Genomic DNA, 21,810 nt, shown 5'->3' with positions numbered 1-21,810 from the left:
CGTTCACCGCCCCCCGGCACCCGTCCGGTCCCGAACGGCCGGCCGGGCCGGTCCGGCCGGCGGCGGGACGTGCCGCTCCTCCCGTGACCAGGGGCGGACCAGGAAGGCGCCCAGGGCCGTGCCGGCGGTGTTGAGCAGGACGTCGTCCACGGACGAGACCCTGCCCAGGGAGAGGGCGCACTGCGCCACTTCGACGGTCAGGGAGACCGCCGCCCCGGTCAGGGCGGTCTTGAGCACGCGCCGGGAACCCGCCCACACGAACGCGACGGCCGCGCCGAACGGGACCAGCAGCAGGACGTTGCCGAGGACGTCGAGGAAGGGCACGTCCGGGAAGGCGGCCCCGGCGCGGGCCGGGGCGTTCCGGATCTCGTGGAACGGGACCGCCGAGATCCTGTTGTCCGTCCCGTGGACGCGCGAGAGGGTGACGAGCAGGAACGGCACGAGGGTGAGGACCGCCACGGTGCCGAAGACCCCTCGCGCTCGCTCCCGCCCGCGTCCGGCCTCCCGCCGCGCCTGCCACGCGCCGGCCGCGACGGCGAGCAGCGCCACGCAGGCGGAACAGAGGACTCCGTCCCCACTGATGTCCAAAACGAGCCTCCCGGAAGATGTCCCGGGCTGCTACCCCCTCACCCGGGGCCCAAGCCGCCGGGGGTCTCCGTCCGCCGCTCCCAGCGGACCTCCCCGTCCACGACCCGGCCGGTCGGGGCGAGGCCGGCCGCGCGGGCGACGGCGGCGGAGGCGGCGTGGCCGGGGTGGACGTGGGCGACGACGGTCCGCACGCCCCGGGCCGTGAGCAGCCCGACCAGGGCGCGGGCCGCCTCGCGGGCGATCCCGCGCCCCTGCCGGGCGGTCCCGACGACCCAGGCGACCTCCGCGACCCGGCCGCCCCCGGTGACGGTCGCCTGCACGGTCCCGGCGAGGCGGCCCTCGGCGCGGACCCGCACCACCCAGTTGAGCCAGGTCACGGCCGGGTCCGGCGATCCGGCGGTCAGCCGCTCGTAGCGCGCCCGCAGCGCGGCCGGGTCCGGGGGCTCGCCCCCGGTGAAGGCGTACAGGGCGGGGTCGGCCAGGATCTCCGCCATCTCCCCGGCGTGCGCGACGGCGAGCGGCACGAGGTCGAGGCGTTCGGTGCGCGGGGTCCCGGGCGCGGCCGGGTCGTCCGGTTCGGTCACCGGGGGATCGTCGCACGCCTCCCGTTGCCCCCGGCTCCGCTCCCGGCTATCTTGCATCGCATGGTTCCTGGTGAAGCAAGAGCAGAGGCGGCCGACCGGGTCGCCAGTCAGTTGCGCAAGGGCGTCCTGGAGTACTGCGTCCTCGCCCTCCTCCGGAACGGCCCCCGCTACGGCGTGGAAATCCTCGACGAACTGGCCTCCGTCAGCGTCATGACCACCAGCCAGGGGACGATCTACCCCCTGCTCTCCCGCCTCCGCCGCGACGGCCTCGTCACCACCGAACTGCGCGAGTCGGCCACCGGGCCCGCCCGCCGCTACTACACGCTCACCGCGTCCGGCGGGGCCGCGCTCGCCGGGTTCACCGAGAGCTGGCCGCGCTTCCGCGACGGCGTCGACCACTTCCTGACCGCGTCTCCCGGAGGTCCCGCATGACCCGCACCGAGCACCCCCTCGTCACCGACTACCTGGCCGCCGTCGGGCGGGAGGCGTCCTTCCTGTCCGCCGGGCGCCGCGAGGAACTCCTCGCGGACCTGCGCGAACACCTGGAGGTGGCCGTCGGGGACGACCCGGACCGGGAGACCGTGCGCGCCGCCCTCGAACGGCTCGGCAGCCCCGCCTCCATCGCCGCCGCCGCCCGCGCGGAGGAGCCGGAGGCACCGGCCGCGCCCGGCGGGGACGGGGAGCACGGCGGGCACACCGGACACGCCGGGCCCACCACCCCCGTCGTCGCCCTGGCCGGCGTCAGCGGCGTCACCGGGCTCTTCGGCGGTCCCTTCCTCGCCCTCCTCGTCCTGGCCGCGACCCTCTTCCTCCTGTGGCAGTCCGGCGCCTGGGACCGGGGCACCAAGGTCCTGGCGACCGTCCTTGTCGCCGCGACCCCGGCCGCGGTCGTCCTCGCCGGCCTCCTCGGCGCGTCGGGGCGCCTCGGCCCGACGGCACTGCTCCTCGGCCTCGCGGCCGGCGTCGCCCTCCCCGCCGCGGCGGCGGTCCGCCTCCACCGCACGGCCCGGCGGGCCGCGTAGCCGGGCCCCGGGGGCCGCCCGCACGTCCGGCCGGGCGTACGGGACCCCCCGGCCGACCAAGATCGTCACGGATGCAGAATGACCCGCATGTCCCTGACGAACACACCGAAGCCGGCCGTGATCGACGACGCTCCGGAGATGGCCCGCACGCTGGCCTCCGCCTTCGGCGACGACCCGATGATGCGCTGGTTCTTCCCCGACGACGCCGGCCGGGAGGCGGGCCTCCGCCGGTACTTCACCACCCTCTTCACCCGCCAGTACGGCCTCCACGGCGTGTGCGAACGCACCGACGCGGCGGCGGCGTTCTGGGTGGCGCCCGAGGGCGCGGAGAAGGCCGTCCCCGACGCGGAGACCATCCAGGAACTCCTGGGCATACTGGGCGACCGGGCCGGGGCCTTCCGCGACGCGGTCACGGCCGCCGCCGAGCACGGTCCCTCCGAACCCCACTGGTACCTCGCCGTCATCGGCGCCGACCCCGCCGCCCGGGGCCGGGGCCACGGCTCCGCCCTGCTGCGCTCGGGCCTGGCCAAGGCCGACGCGGCGGGCCTGCCGGTGTACCTGGAGTCCTCCAAGCCGGACAACCTCCCCGTCTACGAGCACTTCGGCTTCGTCGTGCGCGACGAGTTCCGGCTGCCCGGCGGCGGCCCGGTCCTGTGGGCGATGCGCCGGGAGCCGCAGGCCCCGTGAGCCGGGGCGTCCGCGCCTCCACCGGCATCCGGGCGGGCCGCGCCCCCGCCGGATCACGCCGCCCTCGCCCCCGGGGGCGAGGCGCCCCCGGGGCGCGGAATACCGGATGGCCGTCCGCCGGCCGGTGCCGCTACGGTGCACCCGCACGCGTGACGCGGGGAACACCCGTCCGCGCGGCATCCGGGAAAGGAACAGATGCGCACCACACTTTCGCGAGCGCTGGCCACCGTACTGGGACTCGCCTCCGCGGCGGTCCTCGGCGTGAGCACGGCACCCGCACAGGCCGCGGCCACCAGCTGTCCCCAGGGGTACTTCTGCGCCTGGAAGACGAACGACGCCACCGGCACCATGTTCAAGACGAACAAAAGCATGACGACCCTGGGGTCGTGGAACAACTCTTTCCGCACGTACAGCAACCGCTCGTCCACGACGGTCTGCCTCTACGACGACGCGAACCACAGCACCTGGAACGGCTACTTCCCGGCGTCGCCCAACGGGCCCGGGGCGTGGTCCGGTTCGGACGCCGACGTCAGCTCGCTGAAGTTCGCGCGTACGGAGCGGGAGTGCGGCCTGCCGGCCTACCCGTACTGGAGCGCGGTGACCGCGCCGAAGGCCGCCGGGTTCGGCGACATGAACGGTGACCGCAGGGCCGACGTCCTCGTCCGGGACCTCGCGGGACGCCTGTGGTTCCTCCCCGGCGACGGTACGGGGCGGATGATCGGTTCCGGCGGCTGGAACCCCATGGACTCCTTCACGCGGCACGGGGACTTCAGCCGTGACGGCCGCGAGGACCTCGTCGCCCGCGAGAAGTCCACCGGCAGGCTGTGGCTCTATCCCGGCACGGGTACGGGTGGTCTGGGTGCCCGGAAGCTCCTCGGCAGCGGCTGGAACGCCATGTCCGGGATCACCGCCTTCGGGGACCTGAACAAGGACGGCCGCTCGGACCTCCTCGCCGTGGAGAGGTCCACCGGAAAGCTCTGGCTGTACCCAGGGACCGCCTCGGGCGGCCTCGGCGCCCGGAAGCTCCTCGGCAGCGGCTGGAACGCCATGAACAAACTGGTCGCGCCCGGTGACACGAACGGCGACGGCCGCCCCGACCTGATGGCCCGCGAGGCGTCGAACGGACGGCTCTGGTCGTACCCGGGCGGTGCTTCCGCCCTCGGTGCCCGCAAGCTGATCGGCAGCGGCGGCTGGAACGCGATGGACAGCTTCCTCGCCGTCGGCGACTTCACGGGGGACGGCCGCGCCGACCTGGCGACCGTCACCAACAGCGCCTACGTCATCGACGGTTACCCGGGCCATTGGGGCTGGCTCGTCACCTACCGGGGACTCGGGACCGGGGCCCTGGCCCCGGGCAGCCGCACCGACGGCGAATGGTGGGGCCTCAACGGGGCCTTCTGACCCCGGGACACGGGACTTCGACGGCGACCGGGAAGCCGGAAGCCGGGCGGGGCCGGGGTCGCGGCTCCCTCCGGAAAGTTTTCCGGAGGGAGCCGCAACCCCGCGCGGTGCCGCACGTCTGGTGGGTTGAAGGCGCCCTTCGACAGACCACCGGGCCACGCGTCCGGACTTCCTCGCTTCCTCGGGAGAACCCCATGTCCAGCCACGTCAAGCGGAACCAACGCCCCCGCCCCCGGGTCCTGGGTGCCGTCCTCACCGGTGCCGCGCTCCTCCTCGGCGGCGGGTTCGCCGTCCAGGCCGTCGCCGACTCGGGTCCGGCCCCGGCTCCGGTCCCGGCCGCGCCGAAGGCCGTCACGGCCCCCGCCCCGGTGCCGGCCGCCCCGGCGCCGGTCACCGTGCCCGCCGCTCCGAAGCCCGCCGCGAAGCCGGCCGTGACCGTGCCCGCCGTGCCCGTGCCCGCCCCCGCTCCGGAGACCGGGAACGTCTCCCGGCCCGCTCCGGCGGCCGGCGACGTCTCCCGGCCCGCGCCCGCCGCTCCCGCTCCGGTCGCGCCCCGCGTGACCCGGCCGGTGCCGGGCAAGTAGCACCACGGCCGGGCGGGGCGGGGCGGGGTTCCCGCGCCCCGGCCCGCCCGGTCCCCGCGCAACGGATCGAGGCCCATGCAGTACGTCCTGCCCGCCGCCGCGGTGCCGCCCTGGTGGTCCCGCCTGCTCGCCCGCGTCTCCCGGAGCGGAACCGGGGCCGGAACGGTGCCCGCGCCGGAGCGCCGTCTCCGGGCGGTCGCTCCGCTCCCGTACGGGGACGGGCCGGCGCCCACGCTCACCGAGCTGTACCACGCCCGGCGGCTCGACATGGTGCGGCTCGCGCTCTTCCTGGTGGACGACCTGCACACCGCCGAGGACGTCGTCCAGGACGCCTTCGCGGCCCTGTGCCGCGCCTACGGGACCTCGCTGGACGGGCTCCGGGACCCCGGCGCGTACCTGCACACCGCCGTGGTCAACGCGGCCCGCTCCGTCCTGCGCAGACGCCGCACCGCCCGCGCCTACGTCCCGCCCCACCCGGGCGCCGGGGCGCCCGTGGACGAGGGGTTGCTGCTCGCCGAGGAGCACCGGCACGTGCTGGACGCGCTCGCGCTGCTGACCCGGCGCCAGCGCGAGGTGCTGGTCCTGCGGTACTGGTCGGAGCTGACCGAGGAGCAGATAGCGCGGACCCTCGGACTCTCGCGCGGCACGGTGAAGTCCACCGCGAGCCGCGCGCTCGACGCCCTGGAGAAGAGACTGGAGGCGGTCCGATGACACCGGGCGCCGAAGAACACGGGCCCGCGCAGGAGACCGGTCGGCCTGTGACGGAGACCGGCCCGGCCGTGACGGACGGACGGTCGCGGACCGTGGCGGACGGGCGGTCGCGGGCCGCGACCGAGGAGCGGCTGCGGGCCGCGTTCGCCGCGCGGGCCGCCCTGGTGACCTACCGCGACCTGCGCCGCGACGCGCCGCCGCGGGGGCGTTCCTGGGGGACGCGCCGGGTCCGCCGGGTGGCCCTCGCCGCGTTCGGCGCGGCCGCCGCCGTGGCCGCCGCGTGCGTCCCGGCCCTGCTGCCCGGCGCCTCGCCGGCCCCGGCCCCGGTGCTCCCGGCCCGTACCGCCGCCACCACCGCGCCGACGGGCCCGGCCCCGTCGCCCGTCCCGACGCCGACATCGGGCCCGGCCGCCCCGACGGTGACGACCCCGGAGCCGGCCGACGCCCCGTAGGGGACGCGGAAGGGCCGGGACCCGGGGGTCCCGGCCCTTCCTGGGGGGCGGCGCGCCGCTACTTCGCGGTGACCTCGTCCAGGCAGAGGACGAACTTGTCCGACTTCAGCTGCTGTCCGAGCGCCGACAGTTCCTCGCCGCACTTGCTCAGGTCGAAGCTGTCGTCGATGACCTTGACGACCTTGAACAGGTCGGCCTTCCCGGAGGAGCAGTCGACGGTGTCGACCTTGGGGTCGTTGTCCGGGCCGGTGACGGTGACGCACTCGCCGGGCTCGGCGTGCACCGGGGCGTTCCCGGTGAGGTGCGGGAGGCCGACCTTCACGGCGACGGCGACGACGATCGCCACGAGGACGCCGCCGACCTTCTTGAGGACCGCGGAACCCTTCTTGGCCTTGGCGGGAGCGGGCTGCTGCTCCGGGGCGACGGGCTGCTGCTCCGGAGTGACGGGCTGCTGCTCGGGGGCGGAAGGCGCGGAAGGCGTCGTCATGAAGGATTCCTTGGGGATGTGAACATGATCAGACGCGAACGCTACATTTACCAAAAAGGGCAAAAAGGATCACGGGGGTTCGTTGACCGATCAGATGCGGAGTCGTGATGCTGTCGCCCCGTCAGGGACGCGGGCCGGACAGAGCCCGGGAACGGTGAAGCCCCGGAGGGTTCCCTCCGGGGCTTCACCGTTCAGCCGGCTACTCCGACGGGATCGCCGCGACCGTCACCTGCCCGTCCATCAGGCATTCGATGAGGACGGAACCACCCAACGGGTAGATCCAGAAGTGCGGTCCCGCTTCGACGATGTCCCGCGCGTGCCGCACGGCGACGCGCGCGGGCATGGTCACCGTCGGCATCACCAGGTTTCCCCAGAGAACGGCCACCCGCTCCTCGCGTTCCGCGTAAGGAGCGAGGAGATCCGCCGCCATCCTCGCCCAGTGCTCCTCGTCGTCCCACCAGAGGCGGTCCTCGTACGAGACGGCATCGAAATCGAGGACATCACCGGAGGCGGCCGGGAACCTGTTGAGGGTCACCGCTTCCAGCTCCCGGCTTTCGGCACGGTCCAGTCGCACGACCTGGCGACCGTCCTCGTCCCGCGGGTCGTTCATGAAAGCCGGAAGGTAGTCCGGCCGGCTTCCGTAAGTATTGTTCTCGGTCATCTCTGCAGCTTCCTGAGCCAGGGGGCGACGGTGTCGGACGGCCAGCGGATCGCGTACTTCCGAACGTTCGCGCCCCTGCCCGTCATGACATTGATGTGCGCGCCCTTCTTTTCGTCGACGTCCAGGCGGAACTCTCTGTACTCGCCGCCGCTCTTCCCGGTGAATCCGGTCACCTTGCCGAAGGTTTCGACGGCGACCTCCAGGCGCCCCCGCATGGTCTTCCGGGTACCGGTGTCGAGCGAACCGATGATGTCCAGTCCGGTGTTCCTCGCGGATTCGAAGGAGTCCCTGTCGAGGGTCACCTCGCTCCTCGGGTTCTCCGGATTGCACTCACAGACGCTCGAGTGACCGGGCTGTTTGCCACCGCAATTGTGCACCAGCACCGCGTCACCCGGATCGGCCGCCACGACCGAGTCGCCCGCGAACACGAAGTACGTGTGCAGGCCCTCGACGCTCAGGTCGTACGTGGTCCTGTCGGCCTCGTACGACGTGACGTCGACGATCGCCGCCGGGGCGCCCTCGCCGTTCTGGAGCTTCTGGCCGGCCTTGAGGTCGCCCGCCTGCGTCCAGGAGTTGCGGCTGAACTCGTAGAACTGGTGGTGCCTGGTGGTCTCGATCGTCTTCCGGCCGGTCTTCGTGACGAGGGTGACGTCGACGTAGTCGCGGTCGGTCTTGGTGACGATCACCTGCTTGACCTCGTGCGCCTCCTTGGTCTTCTTGCCGGGCTCGGCCGTGAGGACCTTGTCGCCCGCCTTGACCTTGGAGATCTCCCTGGTCGTGCCGTCCGCCATCAGGACCGGCGTCCTGCCGGTGAAGCTGTGCGGCGTGCCTCCGCTCCGGATCGGGCAGCCGGGACCGGAACTGTCGCCCCCGGACTGCTTCGACTTCGGACCGTTGCCCTTGCCCTTCGCGCCGAACGCGCCGCCCATGACGGCACCGATCGTGGCCGCCTTCGCGGCTCCGGCGACCGAGCAGCCCTCCTCGCTGTTCACACAGGAGGTGCCGTACTCGACCGCGCCCGCGAGGGCTTCCTCACCGGCGCTCTCCGCGACGTTCGTCGCGATCCTTCCGGCCGTGCCGGAGAGCAGCCTGCCCGCGGCGCTCGCCGCGAGACGGCCGCCGACGCCGCCGGCCGCACCGGTCACGGCGCCGATGGCGACCGCGCCGAGGAAGCCTCCGACGGACTTCGGGCCGTCGCTCATCATGTAGCCCACGCCGTTGGCCGCCGCGCCCGCGAGGGCGGCGCAGCCGACGGCGCCGACACCGGCCGTCAGCGTGGTGCAGCCCGCGAAGACGGCGATGCCCGTCGCCACCGAGGCGATGGTCGAGGCGTGCTGTTTGACGAAGTGGGCCGTCGCCTTCGCCGCCTTCTTGACGGCCCTGCCGACCTTCTTGGCCGCCTTGACGACCTTCTTGGCGACGTGCTTGACCGCCCTGGCGACCTTCCGCACGGCCCTCTTGACGTGCTTGACGACCTTGTGGGCGACACGTTTCACGCGTTTGTACACGCGTTTGACGTATCTCTTCACCTTCCGCACGCTGTCCGCGACGTGACGCACGGCCTTCCGCACCGCGCGCTTGGCGCGCTTGACCACCTTCTTGACGGCCTTCTTGACCGCCTTGGCGGCCTTCTTGACGACCTTGGCGGCCTTCTTGACCGCCGCCTTCGCCTTCTTGTAGGTCGACTTCGCGACCGACTTGACCTTCTTGGTGACCTTCTTGAAGGCCTTCTTGATGGAGTCGAACCAGTGGCCCGTCGGGTCGACGCCCGTCATCGGGTTGCCGTTCGCGTACGCGTACCGGTTCGCGTTCACCGAGTCGGGGAGGGGCGAGTTGTCCGCCGTGTCCCGGCCGTTGAACTGTCCGGTCTGCGGCGAGTACCAGCGCGCGGCCATGTTGACCTTGGCCGTCTGCGGGTCGGTCCATCCCGACTGGTAGCCCAGCGCGCCGAGCATCGACGAGGACTGGGCGACCTTGCCGAAGGGCGAGTAGGTCGTCGACCCCGTCAGCGCCTCGCCGGAGGCGGTGAACTGGGCGATCACGTCGGTGTGCAGGTCCGTCAGGGCCAGCACCGCGGTGGCCGCGCTCTTCACGCCGACGACGGAGCCGTCCGCGTCCCGGCTGTAGGTGGACACGCCGTCCGAGGCCACGTCGTTGTCCGCGCCGCTGTACTGGAAGGCGTGGACGGCCGTACCGCCCTCACTGGCGGACAGGACCCGGTCGAAACCGTCGTAGGCGTAGGTGCGGTCGCCTTCCTGGATCACCCGGTTGAAGGCGTCCGTCTTCATGGTCGTGACGCGGCTGGCCTCGTCCGTCACCGAGCTCAGCGTGCCGCGCGCGGTGTACGTGTACGTGCTGTGGCCGTCCGACGTCAGCCGGTTCCGGGCGTCGTACGTGTAGGTGTCGCCGCCCACCCGGGTGCGGTTGCCGGACGCGTCGTAGCCGTAGACCTCCGTCGTCGTCCCGTTGTTCCAGGACGCCAGGCGGTCGGCCCAGTCGTACGTGTACGTGTTGGCGGAGGCGCCCACGACGCCGGCCGTCGTCTTCGACGTCATGTTGTCGTTCTCGTCCCACCCGTAGGTGAGGGACGAGAGCGTCCTGCCCGTCGGGGACGTGAGCGTGTCGTTGGTCAGGCGCTGCAGCTTGTCGTAGCCGAAGCTGCGCTTCGCCCTGCCCGGGCCGTAGCCGACCGACGTGACGTTGCTGTTGACGTCGTAGTCGTACGTCATCGTCGTGCCGGTGGCGCCGTCGTTGGTCGTCTTCAGACGGCCGGCGGCGTCGTAGCCGTACGTCGACGTGCCCGAGGCGTCCGTCCGGGTGGTCATCGCGCCGTCGCCGTTCCAGGCGAAGGACGAGGCGCCCGAGGGGCCGTTGGCCGTCAGGAGGAGACCCCGGTCGTCGTAGGAGAAGGTGTTCTTCTCCGAACCGAGGCCCGCGACGGCCGTCAGGCGGTCGTCCTCGTCGTAGGCGTAGGTGTGGTCGGCCGTGGCGGCCTCCGCACCCGTGCCCGTCTGCCTGACGAGGCGGCTCTTCGCGTCGTACTCGAAGGAGTTCGTCACCCCGCCCGGGGAGCGGGACTCCTTCACCCGCCCGGCGGCGTCGTAGACGGCCGTGAAGGTCCGGTCCGCGACGTCCGGGTGGGTCGGCGTCGAGGGCTCGATCACCGACTCCGGCATGCCCCACGTGTTGTACGTGGTCAGGAACGGGTTGCCCCGTCCGTCGGTGAACCGGGTCCGGTTGCCCGCGGCGTCGTAGCCGAAGGTCGTGGTGATCGACTCGGTCGCGGAGACCGGTTCGACCGCCTTGGTGATCTGGCCCACCGCGTCGTACGCGAAGGTCTTGGTGTGCTGACGGTAGTCCGTCACCGAGAGCGCGTTGCCCGTGCGGTCGTACGACGTGCGGGCGGTCCGCAGCACGGCGCCCGTCGCGTCCAGGTCCTCGGTCTTCACCAGCTGGCCGAAGCCGTCGTACGTGTTGCGGGTGCTGGTGCCGTCGGGGTCCGTGGACAGGAGCGGCCGGCCGTCCATGTCGTACGTGAAGCGCGAGACGCTTCCGGCGGAGTCGGTGACCTCCGTCATCTCGCCCAGCGCGTTGTACTTGTACGACTCGCTCACACCGCCCGGCGAGACGGCGCGCGAGAGCTCGCCGCCCGGCGCGTCGTACTCGTTGATCGCCGTGTAGGCCCGCTGCGTGGGCTGGCGCACGATGTCCGTGTTCGTCAGCTCGCGGCCCAGGTAGTCGTAGGTGACCTCCTGGCGGGCGCCGTTCGGCCGGGTGGCCGACAGCTGGTCGCCGTTGGTGTCGTACGTGTACTTGGTCGTACCGCCGCCCGGCTCGGTGACCGAGGCCAGGTCGCCCAGCTGCGTGTACGTGTACGTGGTGCGGTTGCCGAGCGGATCGACCTCGGCCGTGACCTGTCCGAGCCTGTTGTACTCGTTGAAGGTCGTGGCCCGGACCGGTGCCGGGGCGCCCGGCGCCCGGTACTCCGGCGTCGTGACCGAGGACTCCTGGCCCTCGGCGTCGTACGCCGTCGTCGTCACGTTGCCCAGCGGGTCGGCCAGTTCCGTCGCCTCGCCGAAGGTGTTGTACCCGGTCATCGTGACGGGACGGACGGAGACCGGGGTCCCGCCGTTCCGCTCCGCCATGACGGCCGGTTCGGTGACGGCCGTCTGCTGCCCGAGCTCGTCGTAGCCGTAGTCCGTGACGTTGCCCGCGGTGTCCGTCTGGGACATCGGCAGGCCGCGCTGGTCCAGCTTCCACGTGGTCGTGCGGACCGTGCTGCCGGCCGCCGGCAGGGTGCCGCCCTTGACCGCGGTGACCTGCGCCGGGGTCAGCGCCTCGGAGTAGACCTGGACGTCGTCGACGCCTCCCTTGAACTCGTAGTCGTAGTTCCCGGCGCCCATCTTGTGGCGGCCGATCTGGAACGGGCCGGTCGCCTCCCAGTTGCCGGCGACCGCGACTTCCTGGGCGAGCGTGCCGTTGACGTACAGGCGCAGCTTGGAGGCCTGCGCGTCGTACATGCCCACCAGGTGGGTCCAGGCCCCGGCGACCGCCGCCGACGGGGCGGAGACCGCCCGGTCGTAGGCGAGGGGCAGCGCGTCCGCGCGCGGGCGGGCGAACGCCCAGCCGGTGTTGGCCGCGTAGTAGAGCACGAAGCCGTACACGCTGCCGCCGTCCTGGGACAGGACCGTGCGGCCCGTGGTCAGGTCGGACAGTTTGGCCCACGCGGAGACCGTGAAGCTGCCGGCCGTGTTCACGGCGGGCCCGGAGGCCTGTGCCCAGGAGTTGACGTCACCGTCGAAGGCGGCGCTGCCGCTCCGGTCGGTGCTCCAGTGCATGCCGGTGCCGTGGGTGCCGGTGTTGTTGGCGCCGGAGGAGTCGGCCAGACCGAAGCCGGTCGTCTCGTCCAGCTCGTAGCGGGCCACCGGGGCCGTGGTGCCGTCGTGGACGGTGGTGCCGGTGATGTTGCCCAGGGAGTCGTACCGCGTGTCCGTGGTGGACACGTCACCCGTCGCCGGGTCGCGGTCCGTCTCGGTCACCACGTTGTCGTCGGGGTCGTAGGCGGTGTGCGTGGTCCTGGCGAGCCCGTTGGGGTCGAGGATCTCGGACACCGTGCGGTCGGCCGCGTCGACGGTGAAGGTGGTGCGGGTCTGCCCGTCGTTGGTGACCTGCTCGGTCAGGTTGCCGGCGGCGTCGTAGGTGTTCGCCTGCTCCGTGAAGGACTTGCCGGTCTGCGGGTCCTTGCGGGCCACGGTGGCCGACAGGCCGTCGTCGGTGTAGGTGTACGCCGTCTGCCAGCCCATCGAGTCGGTGACCGACGCGAGGCGGCCGGCCGGGTCGTAGGCCCGGGACTCCTGGACGAGGGTGGTCGCCGGCGAGGGGTTGAACGGGTCGCCGGTGTAGTTCAGCAGGCTGGTGAGGAGCGGCCGGCCCTCGGCGTCGAAGGTGTAGGTGTTGACCGTGCCCGCGGGGTCGGTCTCCTTCACCTTGTTGCCGTAGACGTCGTACTCGAAGGACGTGGTGTCGCCGCCCGGGTCCGTCCTGCTCGCCATCAGGTTGTTCGCGTCGTACGTCATCGACGTCACGCGCGCGGTGTCGCCACCGGTGAGGTCGGTGACGCTCTGGGACAGGATGTTGCCGTCCGGGTCGTACGCCGTGGTGGTCCTGGCCTGGTGCTTCGCGCCCGTCACCCGGTTGGTGACGGCCGGCGTGGTCTCGGTCAGGACCTGGTCGTTCTTGTCGTACGTCCGGCTCGTGACGAGGCCGGCCGGGTTGGCGTCCGAGGTCTCCGTCCTGGAGGTCTCGCGGCCGAGGTTGTCGTACGCGTGCGTCACCTTGGCGCCGTTGGCGTCGGTGATCTGCGCCAGGTCGCCGTTGGCGTAGTACGTGTACGTCGTCTTCCGGCCGCCCGGCGTGGTGACCTGCGCCACCAGTCCCGCCGGCGTCACCGCCGTGCCGCCCTCCGCCGCCGGGGTGGTGGCGGTGGTGTACGTGGTGCTCGCGGTCCGGCCGTTCGGGTGCCCGGCCACCGGGGGCGTCGTCACCGACAGCAGGTTGCCGCCGGTGTCGTACGAGTAGCTGGTCAGGTACGCGTTGTCGGTGGGGCCCGTGGAACGGCCGTCGCGCTCGGTGAGCATCAGGTCGTTGCGCAGGTCCATCGGCGGCAGCACGGTGGTCGCGTCCGGGAAGTACGTGTAGTACTCCGTCGAGCACTTGTTGGCCTTCGTGTCCTGGCAGGTGGTCTGGGAGACCGCGTTGCCGCGCACGTCGTGGCCGGTGATCGAGCGGTTGCCGTTGGCGTCCGTGATGGTGTGGAGGAAGCCTCCGGTGTCGTAGCCGTAGGTGGTGCGGTTGCCCTCGGTGTCGATCGCGGCGAGCAGGCGGTTGCCCATCTCGGCGTCGTACACGTAGGTCAGCGTCTTGCCGGTGGGGTCGGTCAGCTTGACCGTCCGCACCGGTGCGATGCCGGAGGACGCCTTGTAGGCGGACCAGTGGGTGGCGACGTCGGCGTCGGTCAGGCCCTTGGAGTGGACCGCGACCTCGGCGAGGGAGCCGGTGAAGTAGGAGACGTCACCCGGCGAGCTGTACCACTTGCCGAAGCCGGCGCCGAGGAACGTCCGCGTGTTCGTCTGGTCGTTCGGGGCGCCGGTGCAGGTGCCCTGCTTGACGCCGTCGAGGTAGAGCGTCTGCGTGGTGCCGACGGCCGACAGGGCGGCGTGGTGCCACTTGTCGTCCGTGACCGTGCTCGTGGAGCCCAGGGCCACCGTGCCGTTGCACGTGGAGCTCCACCAGTGGCCGTGCAGCTTGTTGTCCGCGCCGACGTAGAGCAGGTCGCTCCAGGTCCCGGTGGGGGTGGTGGTGCTGTTCGGGGCGACGCTCGTGTCGCTCATGATCACGCCGGGTTCGGACGTCTTGAACCAGAGTTCGACCGAGCGGTCCGGCTTGGCGTGCAGCGGCCCGTACGGGATCTCCAGGAAGGAGCCGGTCCCGTCGAAGGTCGTCGCCGTCACGTCGTCGGGGCCGAAGGGGCCTTCCGTGCCCTGGGTGACGTTGTTGTAGGTGCCGAAGCCGGTGTTGACCTGGTTGGCGGCCTGCGCCGCGGCCTGGGTGTCGTCCAGGCGCCAGTAGCCGGCCGGGGCGGAGCCCATCACCGCGGAGCGGTAGACCTGCGAGGAGCCGGTGATCGTGGCCGGGTTGAGCTTCCACGTGCCGCCGTTGCCGTCGGTGGACTGCAGGACCAGGTCGTCGGTGGTGCCGTAGACGACGGAGGCCTGGGTCTTGCCGCCCGGGGTGGTGATCGTCTTCAGCAGCCCGGCGGACCGCTTGGCGGCCTGGTACTGGGTGGCGATCACGGACGCGCTGAGCGGCTCGGAGAAGACGGCCACCTCGGCCATCTGGCCCGTGAAGTGCCCGAGCCGGTCGTTCGGGTTCATCGACGGCCAGCCGTCGGTGTTCACGCCGGCGCCCAGGGTGATGTAGGGCTGCACCCAGTCGTTGATGGTGCCCGCGAGGGAGCCCTGCGAGGTGCCGTCCAGGTACAGGGTCTGGCTGTTGGCCACGCCGGTGAGGACCGCGTGGTGCCACTGGCCGTCGGTGACGGTCGCGGTGGACGTGATCGTCGACATGCAGCCGGGCGACATGGCGAGGCAGCCGCGCAGCTTGCCGTCCGTGCCGACGTAGACGGCGGGGGTGTTCTTCGTGGTGTTGGCGACCGGGTTGGGGTCGCTCAGCGGCTTGTCGCCGTAGTAGAAGAGGACGCCGCCGGCGGTGGTCGTCCTGAACCACAGCGACACCGACGTGTACGACGGCGTCGCGCCGGGGGCGCTCGGCATCTCCACGTACGAGGTGGTGCCGTTGAACGTGGCCGTCTTCTGCGTGGAGCCGGCGAGCACCGGGGCGCTGCCCAGCGTCACGTTCCTGTACGTGCCGTTGTACTGGCCCTGGTTGGCGTCGATCGCGTCGGCCGCGAGCGTGCCGGAGGTCTCGCCGAGCCGCCAGTAGGCGAACGGGTCGGCGTCCAGGACGGTGGTGCGGTAGTGGTTGCCGGTGGCGTAGGCGTACGTCGTGCACGTGGTCCGGTCGGCCGGCGGGCACACCGCGGCGAGCTGGTCGCCGGTGTAGCCGTACTGCCAGGTCTGGACCGTGGCGGCGTCGCCCGCGGTCGACGGGTCGGTGGCGACCGTCTGGACGTGCGGCACGGTCGCGCCCGCCGGGGTGGACCAGGCGAGCGTCAGCGAGCGCTTCGACGTCGTGTTGGTGATCTTCGTCAGCTGGCGCGAGGCGTTGTAGGCGAACGTCTCGGCCCGGCCCGCGAAGTCGACGATGCCGGAGATGGCGTAGACCCCGGTCCTCCCGGTGGCCTGCGTGAGGGAGTAGGCGGTGAAGTCCTTGTCCGTCAGCTTGTAGCCGGCGGCCGGGGTGGTCACCGCCTCCAGGCGGGCGTACCGGCCCAGCGGCGGCACGAACGTGCCGTCGGTGTTGCGGCCGAAGGCGACCTGCTCACCGCCCGGGTAGGTGATGACCACGCTGGTGACCGTGCCGGCGCCGTCCTTGACCTCGGTCGCCTTCATGTCGGCGATCGTCGACCAGCCGGCGCCGAAGGCGCCGTCGATCCGCGGGTCGAGGCTGTTGTAGGAGCGGTCGATCTCCAGGGACGGGCCGATGACGGGGACGTCGGCGTCGGTGTCCTCGGTCGTGTAGTTGCCGTCCGACGGGTCGAACTCGTGGCCGTCGGTGTTCTGCGTCAGGCCCGAGGTGACCGGCGGCTGCGGCACGGCGGTGGTGAGGCTGCTGGAGTGGACGACCTCCGTCGTGCCGTCGCCGACGCCGACGAGCCAGTCGTAGTTCTTCGACCACTTGAGCTTGCCCGCCGGGACCTTCCAGTTGCTCTTGGCCAGAGCGCCGGAGGAGGCGACGAGGGTGGTGCCGTCGTAGACCTCGAAGGTGTACGAGAGCGGGCTCGGCCCCTTGTCGGCGTCGCTCGCGTGGACGAGCAGTTCCGGCTGGAGGGTGTTGGCCTGGAAGTTCTCCGGCGGGTACGAGGCGTTGACCTGCGGCGCGGTGTTCGCCGTGTACGTCAGGTCGAGGGCCGGGCGGAAGCCGGCGGTCGCCGAGTTGTCGGAGTGGAACTTCTTCCAGTGCAGCATGTCGCCGGTCGGCGCGGTCAGCGCGAGACCGTAGTTCGCCGCGCCGCCAGCGACCTGGTTGAACCAGGTCGTGTTCAGGCCGACCGGCATCTTCACGCCGACGCCCGCCGAGTTCGCGGTGTTGGAGCAGGAGGCCCCGGGGGCGGGCGTCGCCGAGCCCATGGCCGTGCCGAAGGCGGGGCCGGGGTAGGCGGTGACCCCGGAGGGGGTCCAGGACTGGGTGACGGGGTGGACCGAGAACGACTGGGCGGCGCAGGTCGAGGACCAGAGCGCGTACACGTTCAGGGTGGCGGCGGTGACCCGCTGGCCCTTCAGCGTGGTGCCGAGCGAGGAGAACTGCAGGAACGAGTTCGCCTTGTTGGTGCCCGAGTCGTACGAGCCGACCTTGATCTGGGTCTCGGTGGAGTGGTCGCCGCCGATGGTGTTCTGCGTGTACGTGGAGTTCGACGCGGTGACCGTCGGGTCGACGGTCACCGGGTAGACCCGCTCGGGGGCGTCGAGCCAGGCGCGGTCCGCGGTCATCCGCAGGGCCGGCCCGCCGTCCGTGGTCGTCAGCTCGTAGGAGACGGCCCGCGACCGGGCGGCGTCACCGGAGCGGGGGTCGATCCTGGAGTCCTCCATGTACGCGTGCGGGACGGTCGCGGTGACCCTGCCCGTCGCGTCGGTGAACTCCACGTCGCCGTCGTCGGTGACGCGGGGCGTGAGCCCCTTCACGGCGAGCGGGAAGACCCAGGAGTTCGCGGCCCGCGGGGAACGCAGGACGATGTTCTCCTTGAAGCCCTCCGCCAGCGGCACGAGCTGCACGTCCGTCCCGGGCAGCACGCCCGGGTACGTGACGGTGCCGTTCCCGGCGACGGTGGGCGCGGCCTTCGCGGCGTCCTTCAGCGCGTACGCCAGCGAGCGTCCCGCGCCGAAGTCGACCGAGGCGAGCTGCCGGTCGGCGGCGTCCGGCGCGAACTCGACGTCCAGGGAGTTGGCGCGCTGCTGGAGCCGTCCGTCGGTGTCCTCGGTCAGCCGGGTGTCGATCGGCTTCCAGGAGCCGTCGGCGTCCTTGAAGTTGGTCCGTCCGGCGAAGTGGCGCACGGTGGTGGAGCCGTCGGCGTTGACGAAGAAGTCCGAGGCCGCCGTCGACCTCTTCGCGTCCCGCTTGCTGGTGCGCGCGTCGAAGCTCCGGGCGTCGCCCCGGGCGGCGCCGGTCTTCGACGTGCCGGGGCGGTCGGTGCCGCGGGTGTAGGGGGCGAGTTCGCCCTTGCCCCTGCCCGGCTTGCGGCCCGCGTCCCCTTCGAGGCTCGTGGCGTCGGCGGAGGCGCGGTGGCTCTTGCCACGGGCCGTTCCGCCCCGCTGGTCGGGGGTGTCGAGCGGGTTCTCGTGGAGCCACTTCCAGAGTCCCGAGAGGGACATCTGGGGCATGCGCACCGGTTCGAGCGTGACGCCGGCGGCGACCGCGGATTCGGTGGTGACCATGAGGAACAGGGAAATGAGCACGGAAAGAGCCGTAGCCCTCAGCCTGCGTCTCCCGGGGCGACCGGGTGGGAACAGGTGAGGGCTACGGGCCCGGCGTATACGCATGGGCCTGCCTTTGCTGACGCGGTGGATACAAAACCCCGCGAGCCTGCCCGATGACGGAACGCCAGTTCACACCAGGGTGTGCTTTTTTGCCCTTCCTTTGCCCGTGTGGGGGAACTTTTCCGGATGTCTCCCCGTCTTCCGGTGTCCGGCGCGGGCGGTCAGCCTTCGTGGGCCAGCCGCTTCAGCGTCGCCGCGACGTCGTCCTTCAAGGACTCCCCCGGTGCCAGCCGGACCAGGTTGCCGTGCGCGGCGCCGCCCTCCCGGGTGACCGTCACGAACCGGATCTCCGGATGCCGCGCCACCGCCGCCTCGGCCGCCGCCACCTGCGGGGCGCCCGAGGCGACGACGATCTCGCAGTCCCGCTGCACGAGGCCGTTGAGGAACGGGCGGGCGTTCGCCGCCGACTGCTCCCCCATCACCGGCACGAACGTCACGCGCATCCGCCCGTCCGCGGACGCCGCCTGCATCCCCTCCCACACCGGGGCCGCCGGAGCGCCCGACACGATGCCCCGCTCGCCGGTGAGCAGGCAGGCGTCGCGGTCCTCGTAGGCACGGGCCCGGGGGTCGGGCGGGGTGCTCCGCTCCCCCGGCACGGCGAACAGCCGGAGGCCGAGGAGGCCGAGGACCAGGACCAGGACGGACCCCAGGACCCAGCCGGCCCGGCCGCGCAGCGCCCCGGCGGTGCCGGCGAGCAGGCCGGAGGCCCGGGCACCGGACCCCGCCGCCTCCCTCCTGGCCGCACGCCGCTCCGCCGCACGCCAGACACGACGGGTCTTCACCGGCCGACCGCCTTCACGAAGAGGCAGTGCGCCGCCGCGCCCGCGGTGGAGGCCGCGAGCAGCACCACGTCGAGGAGGTACGGGAAGCCGTGCGTCTCCTCGGGGGTCAGCGCGACCTGGAGGCACCAGCCGGCCGAGACCGCCGTGAACAGCAGGGCCGCCAGCCGGTCTCCGCGCGTTCCCCGGCGCAGCGCGAACACCAGCGACGGCACGAACCCGAGGACGCCGAGGCTCAGCGGCGGCACGAGCGCGATCCCCGCCCGGGCCCACCGGCCCGGCAGTTCCTCGCGGTGCGGAGGCTCCGCCCCCTTCTCCCAACCGACGGACTGGTTCACGATCGCGGGGCCTCTCACGGATGCGCGCCGGGGCGCACGGGCGTACGACAGGGGACGCCGTACGGTACATCCCCCGCCCCGAAGATCACCCCCGGGGTTCCCCGGCGCCCGGCCGCCCCCCGGTCACGCGATCCGGTGCCTGACCCACACGTTGGGCTCGACGTAGACCGCGTAGCCGCGCGACGCCTCGCAGTGGACGGGGACGAGGGCGCCCCCGACCTCGACCGGGCCGTCCGTGTCGAAGGGCAGGCCGGTCCACTTCCGCCACTGCTCGACGGAGCCGGGGACGGTCATCGACGCCGGGGCCACCGCCTCGATCGTGCCGCCCGCGCGCACGTGGACGCGGAGCCACGGGTCGTGCGGCAGGCCGTCGGACTCACGGGTGCGGAAGGCGTACTCGTGGATGGACGCCCCGGCCTCCCGGTGCTTGCCGTTGGGGCGGACCGGGGCGACCAGCTCGGTGAAGCCGCGCGCGGCCGTGTTCTCCCGCAGGGCGGACAGCATCCGGTGCGAGACGCCCTGCCCCAGGTGGTCCCGGTCGACCGTGATCTCGATCGCGCTGACCGTGTCGGGCTCCCGGCCCTGCTTCAGGTCGGAGAAGGCCCACAGCAGCACCTCGTCCCAGCCCCGGTCGGGCAGCGCGCGGCGGCCGTCCAGGTCCATCCGGAAGGGGACGCTGAAGCCGCGCGCGACGAACGCCCCGTCGGCGCCGGTGGCGACGAGCACGTACTCCGGGAACCGCCGCACGATCCGGCCCATGTTCGCCCAGCCCACCGGGTCGTGCATCATGAACTCGGGCCAGAGGTGGCGCATGTCCCACATCGGCCCTTCCAGTTCGGGGCGTTCGGCGAGGGTCGATATGTTCAGTTCCATGGCCGCAGACTAAAGAGCGTTCCGGCGGGGGCCAACGGGTTTTCCCGCAGGTCGCCGTGCGGGTCCGCGTCCGGGCGCCGCCCTACGGGAGCTTCTGCTCCGGGCAGCCGCCGAGGACCCGCTTCATCGCGTCCCGCTCCCCTTCCGTCACCCACACCCGGTACTTCTTCTTCACCGCGACCTGGCGGGCGACGTACGCGCAGCGGTACGCGCCGTTCGGCGGCAGCCAGGTCGCCGCGTCGCCGTCGGACTTGCCGCGGTTGGCGGCGGCGTCCACGGCGAGCAGGTTGAGCGGGTCGTTGGCGAAGCGGCGCCGGGTCTCCGCGTCCCACTGCCGCGCGCCCTTCTGCCAGGCGTCGGAGAGCGCCACGACGTGGTCGATGTCGACCTTGCTGCGGCCCCGGGTGTAGGTGACGGTGGTGCCGGTGTACGGGTCGTTCCTCAGGGTGCCGGAGGCGACCTTGCAGTGGCCGTCGGTGAACCGGACCCCGGTCAGGTCGCGCTTGAGGATGTCGTCCCGGGTTATCTCCATCTCCCTCCTCAATGCGATGCACATGAGGCACAGCCGTAACCCATTCCTGTCCCTCGCTGTTATCAGCCATGCCGCGAGGCATATGAGCGACATTGGAGACAGGAAGTAGATCCCGTGACGTTACGCACAGAGAAGGCCGTATCGCCTACCACCGGCGAGATCACCTGGCTCCTGGTCGACGAGGAGACGTACACGCCTCATCCTGAGGCCCGCGAGTTCTCCCTCTACCTGCGTGGAGCCGGGCGATCCCCACAGACACAGCGCGCGTACATCCCCAGAATCGGTCGCTTCCTCAGCTGGTGCGCGGAGCGAGGCACCGACTGGAAGACCGTCCGGCTCGGTGACATGAGCCTGTTCAAGTTCCACGTCGAACGGACACCGACACGACATGGGCGGCCTCCGTCCGGCAAGACGGTCAACGCCACGCTCACCGCGGTGTGCGAGTTCCTCCGCTTCTGCGCGGTCCAGGGACATGTGGATCACGAGGTCGCGGCGCGTCTCAGCGAACCGCGCTTCCTCACCCATGCCCCAGTCGGCTTCGACCCCGGCGAGGGCGGCCAGCATCTGACGGTCAAGGCCCGTGCCCTGAAAGCAGCGGAAATCGAGCGAGCACCGCAGATCCTCACCAGCAACCAGATGGATCAGATCCTCGACGCCGCTCGCACCGCGCGTGACCGGCTGCTGCTGACCGTCCTGGTGGAGGCGGGCCTCCGCATCGGCGAAGCCCTCGGGCTGCGGCGTGAGGACATGCACCTACTCCCGGACTCCACACATCTCGGCTGCCGGACCGGTGGCGCCCACCTGCACGTCCGCCCCCGCCAGGACAACAAGAACGGGGCACGCGCCAAGGCCGGTCGGCACCGTGCGGTGCCCCTCGCTCAGACCGCCGTTCACCGGTACCGCGAGTATCTGGCCGAGCGGGAAGACGTTTCCGGAGCGGCAGGCTGTGACTACGTATTCGTGAATCTCGTCGGCGGCTGGGCGGGCCGTCCGATGTCGTACTCGAACGCGAAGCAGGTCATCGAGCGCATCGGTGACCGTTGCGGCCTGCGCGCCCGGCCGCACATGATGCGGCACACAGCGGCAACCCGCTGGATCCGCAGCGGCGTGGCGCCCGATGTCGTACAGACCTTGCTGGGGCATGCGTCGTCGGCCAGCACGGCTGTCTATCTCCACGCTCAGGACGAGGACCTTCGATCGGCCGTCGACAGCCTCACCCTAGAGATCGCGCGATGACATCGAGCACTGCGCTCGCCACGGTTCCCCCGCACTCAACCGCGCTCACCGACTGGTCCGCCTGGCTCGCAGAACGCCTCGCTTCCAGTTGGCGAACGACCGAATGGGATCCGACCAAGGCACTGTTCACAGCTGATCCAGACAATCCGACGACCCACGTGTT

At 71.8% G+C, this 21,810-nt stretch carries 16 protein-coding genes and 1 pseudogene; 8 read left to right on the top strand and 9 right to left on the bottom strand.

Annotated features, from left to right (window positions below; translation table 11 throughout):
* Positions 1 to 3: 3 nt before the first annotated feature.
* The gene (locus tag ACZ3IL_RS19025) at positions 4 to 588 is read right to left on the bottom strand and encodes a VanZ family protein (protein WP_467391571.1); all 585 of its coding nucleotides are present in this window, start codon (positions 586 to 588) and stop codon (positions 4 to 6) included.
* Between the two features lie 38 nt (positions 589 to 626).
* Complete coding sequence (locus ACZ3IL_RS19020) at positions 627 to 1,172, bottom strand: GNAT family N-acetyltransferase (RefSeq protein WP_467391570.1); 546 nt, start codon at positions 1,170 to 1,172, stop codon at positions 627 to 629.
* Positions 1,173 to 1,232: 60 nt separating this feature from the next.
* Between ACZ3IL_RS19020 and ACZ3IL_RS19015 the strand changes: the two genes are divergently transcribed.
* From ACZ3IL_RS19015 to ACZ3IL_RS18985, 7 genes are all read left to right on the top strand, one after another.
* Positions 1,233 to 1,604, top strand: coding sequence for a PadR family transcriptional regulator (locus ACZ3IL_RS19015; RefSeq protein ID WP_467391569.1), 372 nt, complete (start codon positions 1,233 to 1,235; stop codon positions 1,602 to 1,604).
* Complete coding sequence (locus ACZ3IL_RS19010) at positions 1,601 to 2,194, top strand: HAAS signaling domain-containing protein (protein ID WP_467391568.1); 594 nt, start codon at positions 1,601 to 1,603, stop codon at positions 2,192 to 2,194. Before ACZ3IL_RS19015 ends, ACZ3IL_RS19010 begins: the two co-directional genes overlap by 4 nt.
* Before the next feature lie 78 nt (positions 2,195 to 2,272).
* Positions 2,273 to 2,881, top strand: coding sequence for a GNAT family N-acetyltransferase (locus tag ACZ3IL_RS19005; RefSeq protein WP_467391567.1), 609 nt, complete (start codon positions 2,273 to 2,275; stop codon positions 2,879 to 2,881).
* Between the two features lie 195 nt (positions 2,882 to 3,076).
* The gene (locus ACZ3IL_RS19000; RefSeq protein WP_467391566.1) at positions 3,077 to 4,282 is read left to right on the top strand and encodes an FG-GAP-like repeat-containing protein; all 1,206 of its coding nucleotides are present in this window, start codon (positions 3,077 to 3,079) and stop codon (positions 4,280 to 4,282) included.
* A gap of 194 nt (positions 4,283 to 4,476) precedes the next feature.
* Positions 4,477 to 4,866, top strand: coding sequence for a hypothetical protein (locus tag ACZ3IL_RS18995; RefSeq protein WP_467391565.1), 390 nt, complete (start codon positions 4,477 to 4,479; stop codon positions 4,864 to 4,866).
* A 75-nt stretch (positions 4,867 to 4,941) separates the two neighbouring features.
* Positions 4,942 to 5,577: an RNA polymerase sigma factor gene (locus tag ACZ3IL_RS18990; protein ID WP_467391564.1), complete on the top strand. Its 636-nt coding sequence runs from the start codon at positions 4,942 to 4,944 to the stop codon at positions 5,575 to 5,577.
* Between the two features lie 47 nt (positions 5,578 to 5,624).
* Positions 5,625 to 6,029 (top strand): hypothetical protein, encoded by a 405-nt coding sequence (locus ACZ3IL_RS18985; RefSeq protein ID WP_467391563.1) that lies wholly within the window; start codon positions 5,625 to 5,627, stop codon positions 6,027 to 6,029.
* A 58-nt stretch (positions 6,030 to 6,087) separates the two neighbouring features.
* Here the strand turns inward: ACZ3IL_RS18985 and ACZ3IL_RS18980 are convergent, their stop codons facing one another.
* From ACZ3IL_RS18980 to ACZ3IL_RS18950, 7 genes and pseudogenes are all read right to left on the bottom strand, one after another.
* A complete protein-coding gene (locus tag ACZ3IL_RS18980) occupies positions 6,088 to 6,516 on the bottom strand; it encodes an LppU/SCO3897 family protein (RefSeq protein ID WP_467391562.1) in 429 nt (142 codons plus the stop codon).
* A 199-nt stretch (positions 6,517 to 6,715) separates the two neighbouring features.
* Positions 6,716 to 7,126: a hypothetical protein gene (locus tag ACZ3IL_RS18975; protein WP_467391561.1), complete on the bottom strand. Its 411-nt coding sequence runs from the start codon at positions 7,124 to 7,126 to the stop codon at positions 6,716 to 6,718.
* Between the two features lie 47 nt (positions 7,127 to 7,173).
* The gene (locus ACZ3IL_RS18970; RefSeq protein WP_467391560.1) at positions 7,174 to 17,808 is read right to left on the bottom strand and encodes a LamG-like jellyroll fold domain-containing protein; all 10,635 of its coding nucleotides are present in this window, start codon (positions 17,806 to 17,808) and stop codon (positions 7,174 to 7,176) included.
* A 242-nt stretch (positions 17,809 to 18,050) separates the two neighbouring features.
* Positions 18,051 to 18,671 (bottom strand): BMP family ABC transporter substrate-binding protein, encoded by a 621-nt coding sequence (locus ACZ3IL_RS18965; RefSeq protein WP_467391559.1) that lies wholly within the window; start codon positions 18,669 to 18,671, stop codon positions 18,051 to 18,053.
* On the bottom strand, positions 18,668 to 19,006 hold the full coding sequence (locus ACZ3IL_RS18960; protein WP_467391558.1) for a hypothetical protein: 339 nt from the start codon (positions 19,004 to 19,006) through the stop codon (positions 18,668 to 18,670). The genes ACZ3IL_RS18965 and ACZ3IL_RS18960 overlap by 4 nt, the downstream gene beginning before the upstream one ends.
* Before the next feature lie 123 nt (positions 19,007 to 19,129).
* A complete protein-coding gene (locus ACZ3IL_RS18955; protein ID WP_467391557.1) occupies positions 19,130 to 19,879 on the bottom strand; it encodes an N-acetyltransferase in 750 nt (249 codons plus the stop codon).
* A gap of 82 nt (positions 19,880 to 19,961) precedes the next feature.
* A pseudogene (locus tag ACZ3IL_RS18950) lies at positions 19,962 to 20,402 on the bottom strand (HNH endonuclease family protein); the annotation flags it as partial.
* 123 nt (positions 20,403 to 20,525) lie between these two features.
* Here ACZ3IL_RS18950 and ACZ3IL_RS18945 point away from each other — a divergent pair.
* On the top strand, positions 20,526 to 21,647 hold the full coding sequence (locus ACZ3IL_RS18945) for a tyrosine-type recombinase/integrase (RefSeq protein WP_467391556.1): 1,122 nt from the start codon (positions 20,526 to 20,528) through the stop codon (positions 21,645 to 21,647).
* The last annotated feature ends 163 nt before the right edge of the window (positions 21,648 to 21,810 follow it).

Source organism: Streptomyces sp. NPDC014907 (assembly GCF_055562975.1).
Note: the sequence above shows the minus strand (reverse complement) of the source record. Positions and strands in the feature narration are given on the sequence as shown.

Coding starts and splice junctions, on each gene's coding strand:
- ACZ3IL_RS19005 (WP_467391567.1), top strand. CDS start 2,273: ATGACCCGCATGTCCCTGACGAACACACCGAAGCCGGCCGTGATCGAC.
- ACZ3IL_RS18975 (WP_467391561.1), bottom strand. CDS start 7,126: ATGAACGACCCGCGGGACGAGGACGGTCGCCAGGTCGTGCGACTGGAC.
- ACZ3IL_RS19015 (WP_467391569.1), top strand. CDS start 1,233: ATGGTTCCTGGTGAAGCAAGAGCAGAGGCGGCCGACCGGGTCGCCAGT.
- ACZ3IL_RS18990 (WP_467391564.1), top strand. CDS start 4,942: ATGCAGTACGTCCTGCCCGCCGCCGCGGTGCCGCCCTGGTGGTCCCGC.
- ACZ3IL_RS18995 (WP_467391565.1), top strand. CDS start 4,477: ATGTCCAGCCACGTCAAGCGGAACCAACGCCCCCGCCCCCGGGTCCTG.
- ACZ3IL_RS19000 (WP_467391566.1), top strand. CDS start 3,077: ATGCGCACCACACTTTCGCGAGCGCTGGCCACCGTACTGGGACTCGCC.
- ACZ3IL_RS19010 (WP_467391568.1), top strand. CDS start 1,601: ATGACCCGCACCGAGCACCCCCTCGTCACCGACTACCTGGCCGCCGTC.
- ACZ3IL_RS18955 (WP_467391557.1), bottom strand. CDS start 19,879: ATGGAACTGAACATATCGACCCTCGCCGAACGCCCCGAACTGGAAGGG.
- ACZ3IL_RS18980 (WP_467391562.1), bottom strand. CDS start 6,516: ATGACGACGCCTTCCGCGCCTTCCGCCCCCGAGCAGCAGCCCGTCACT.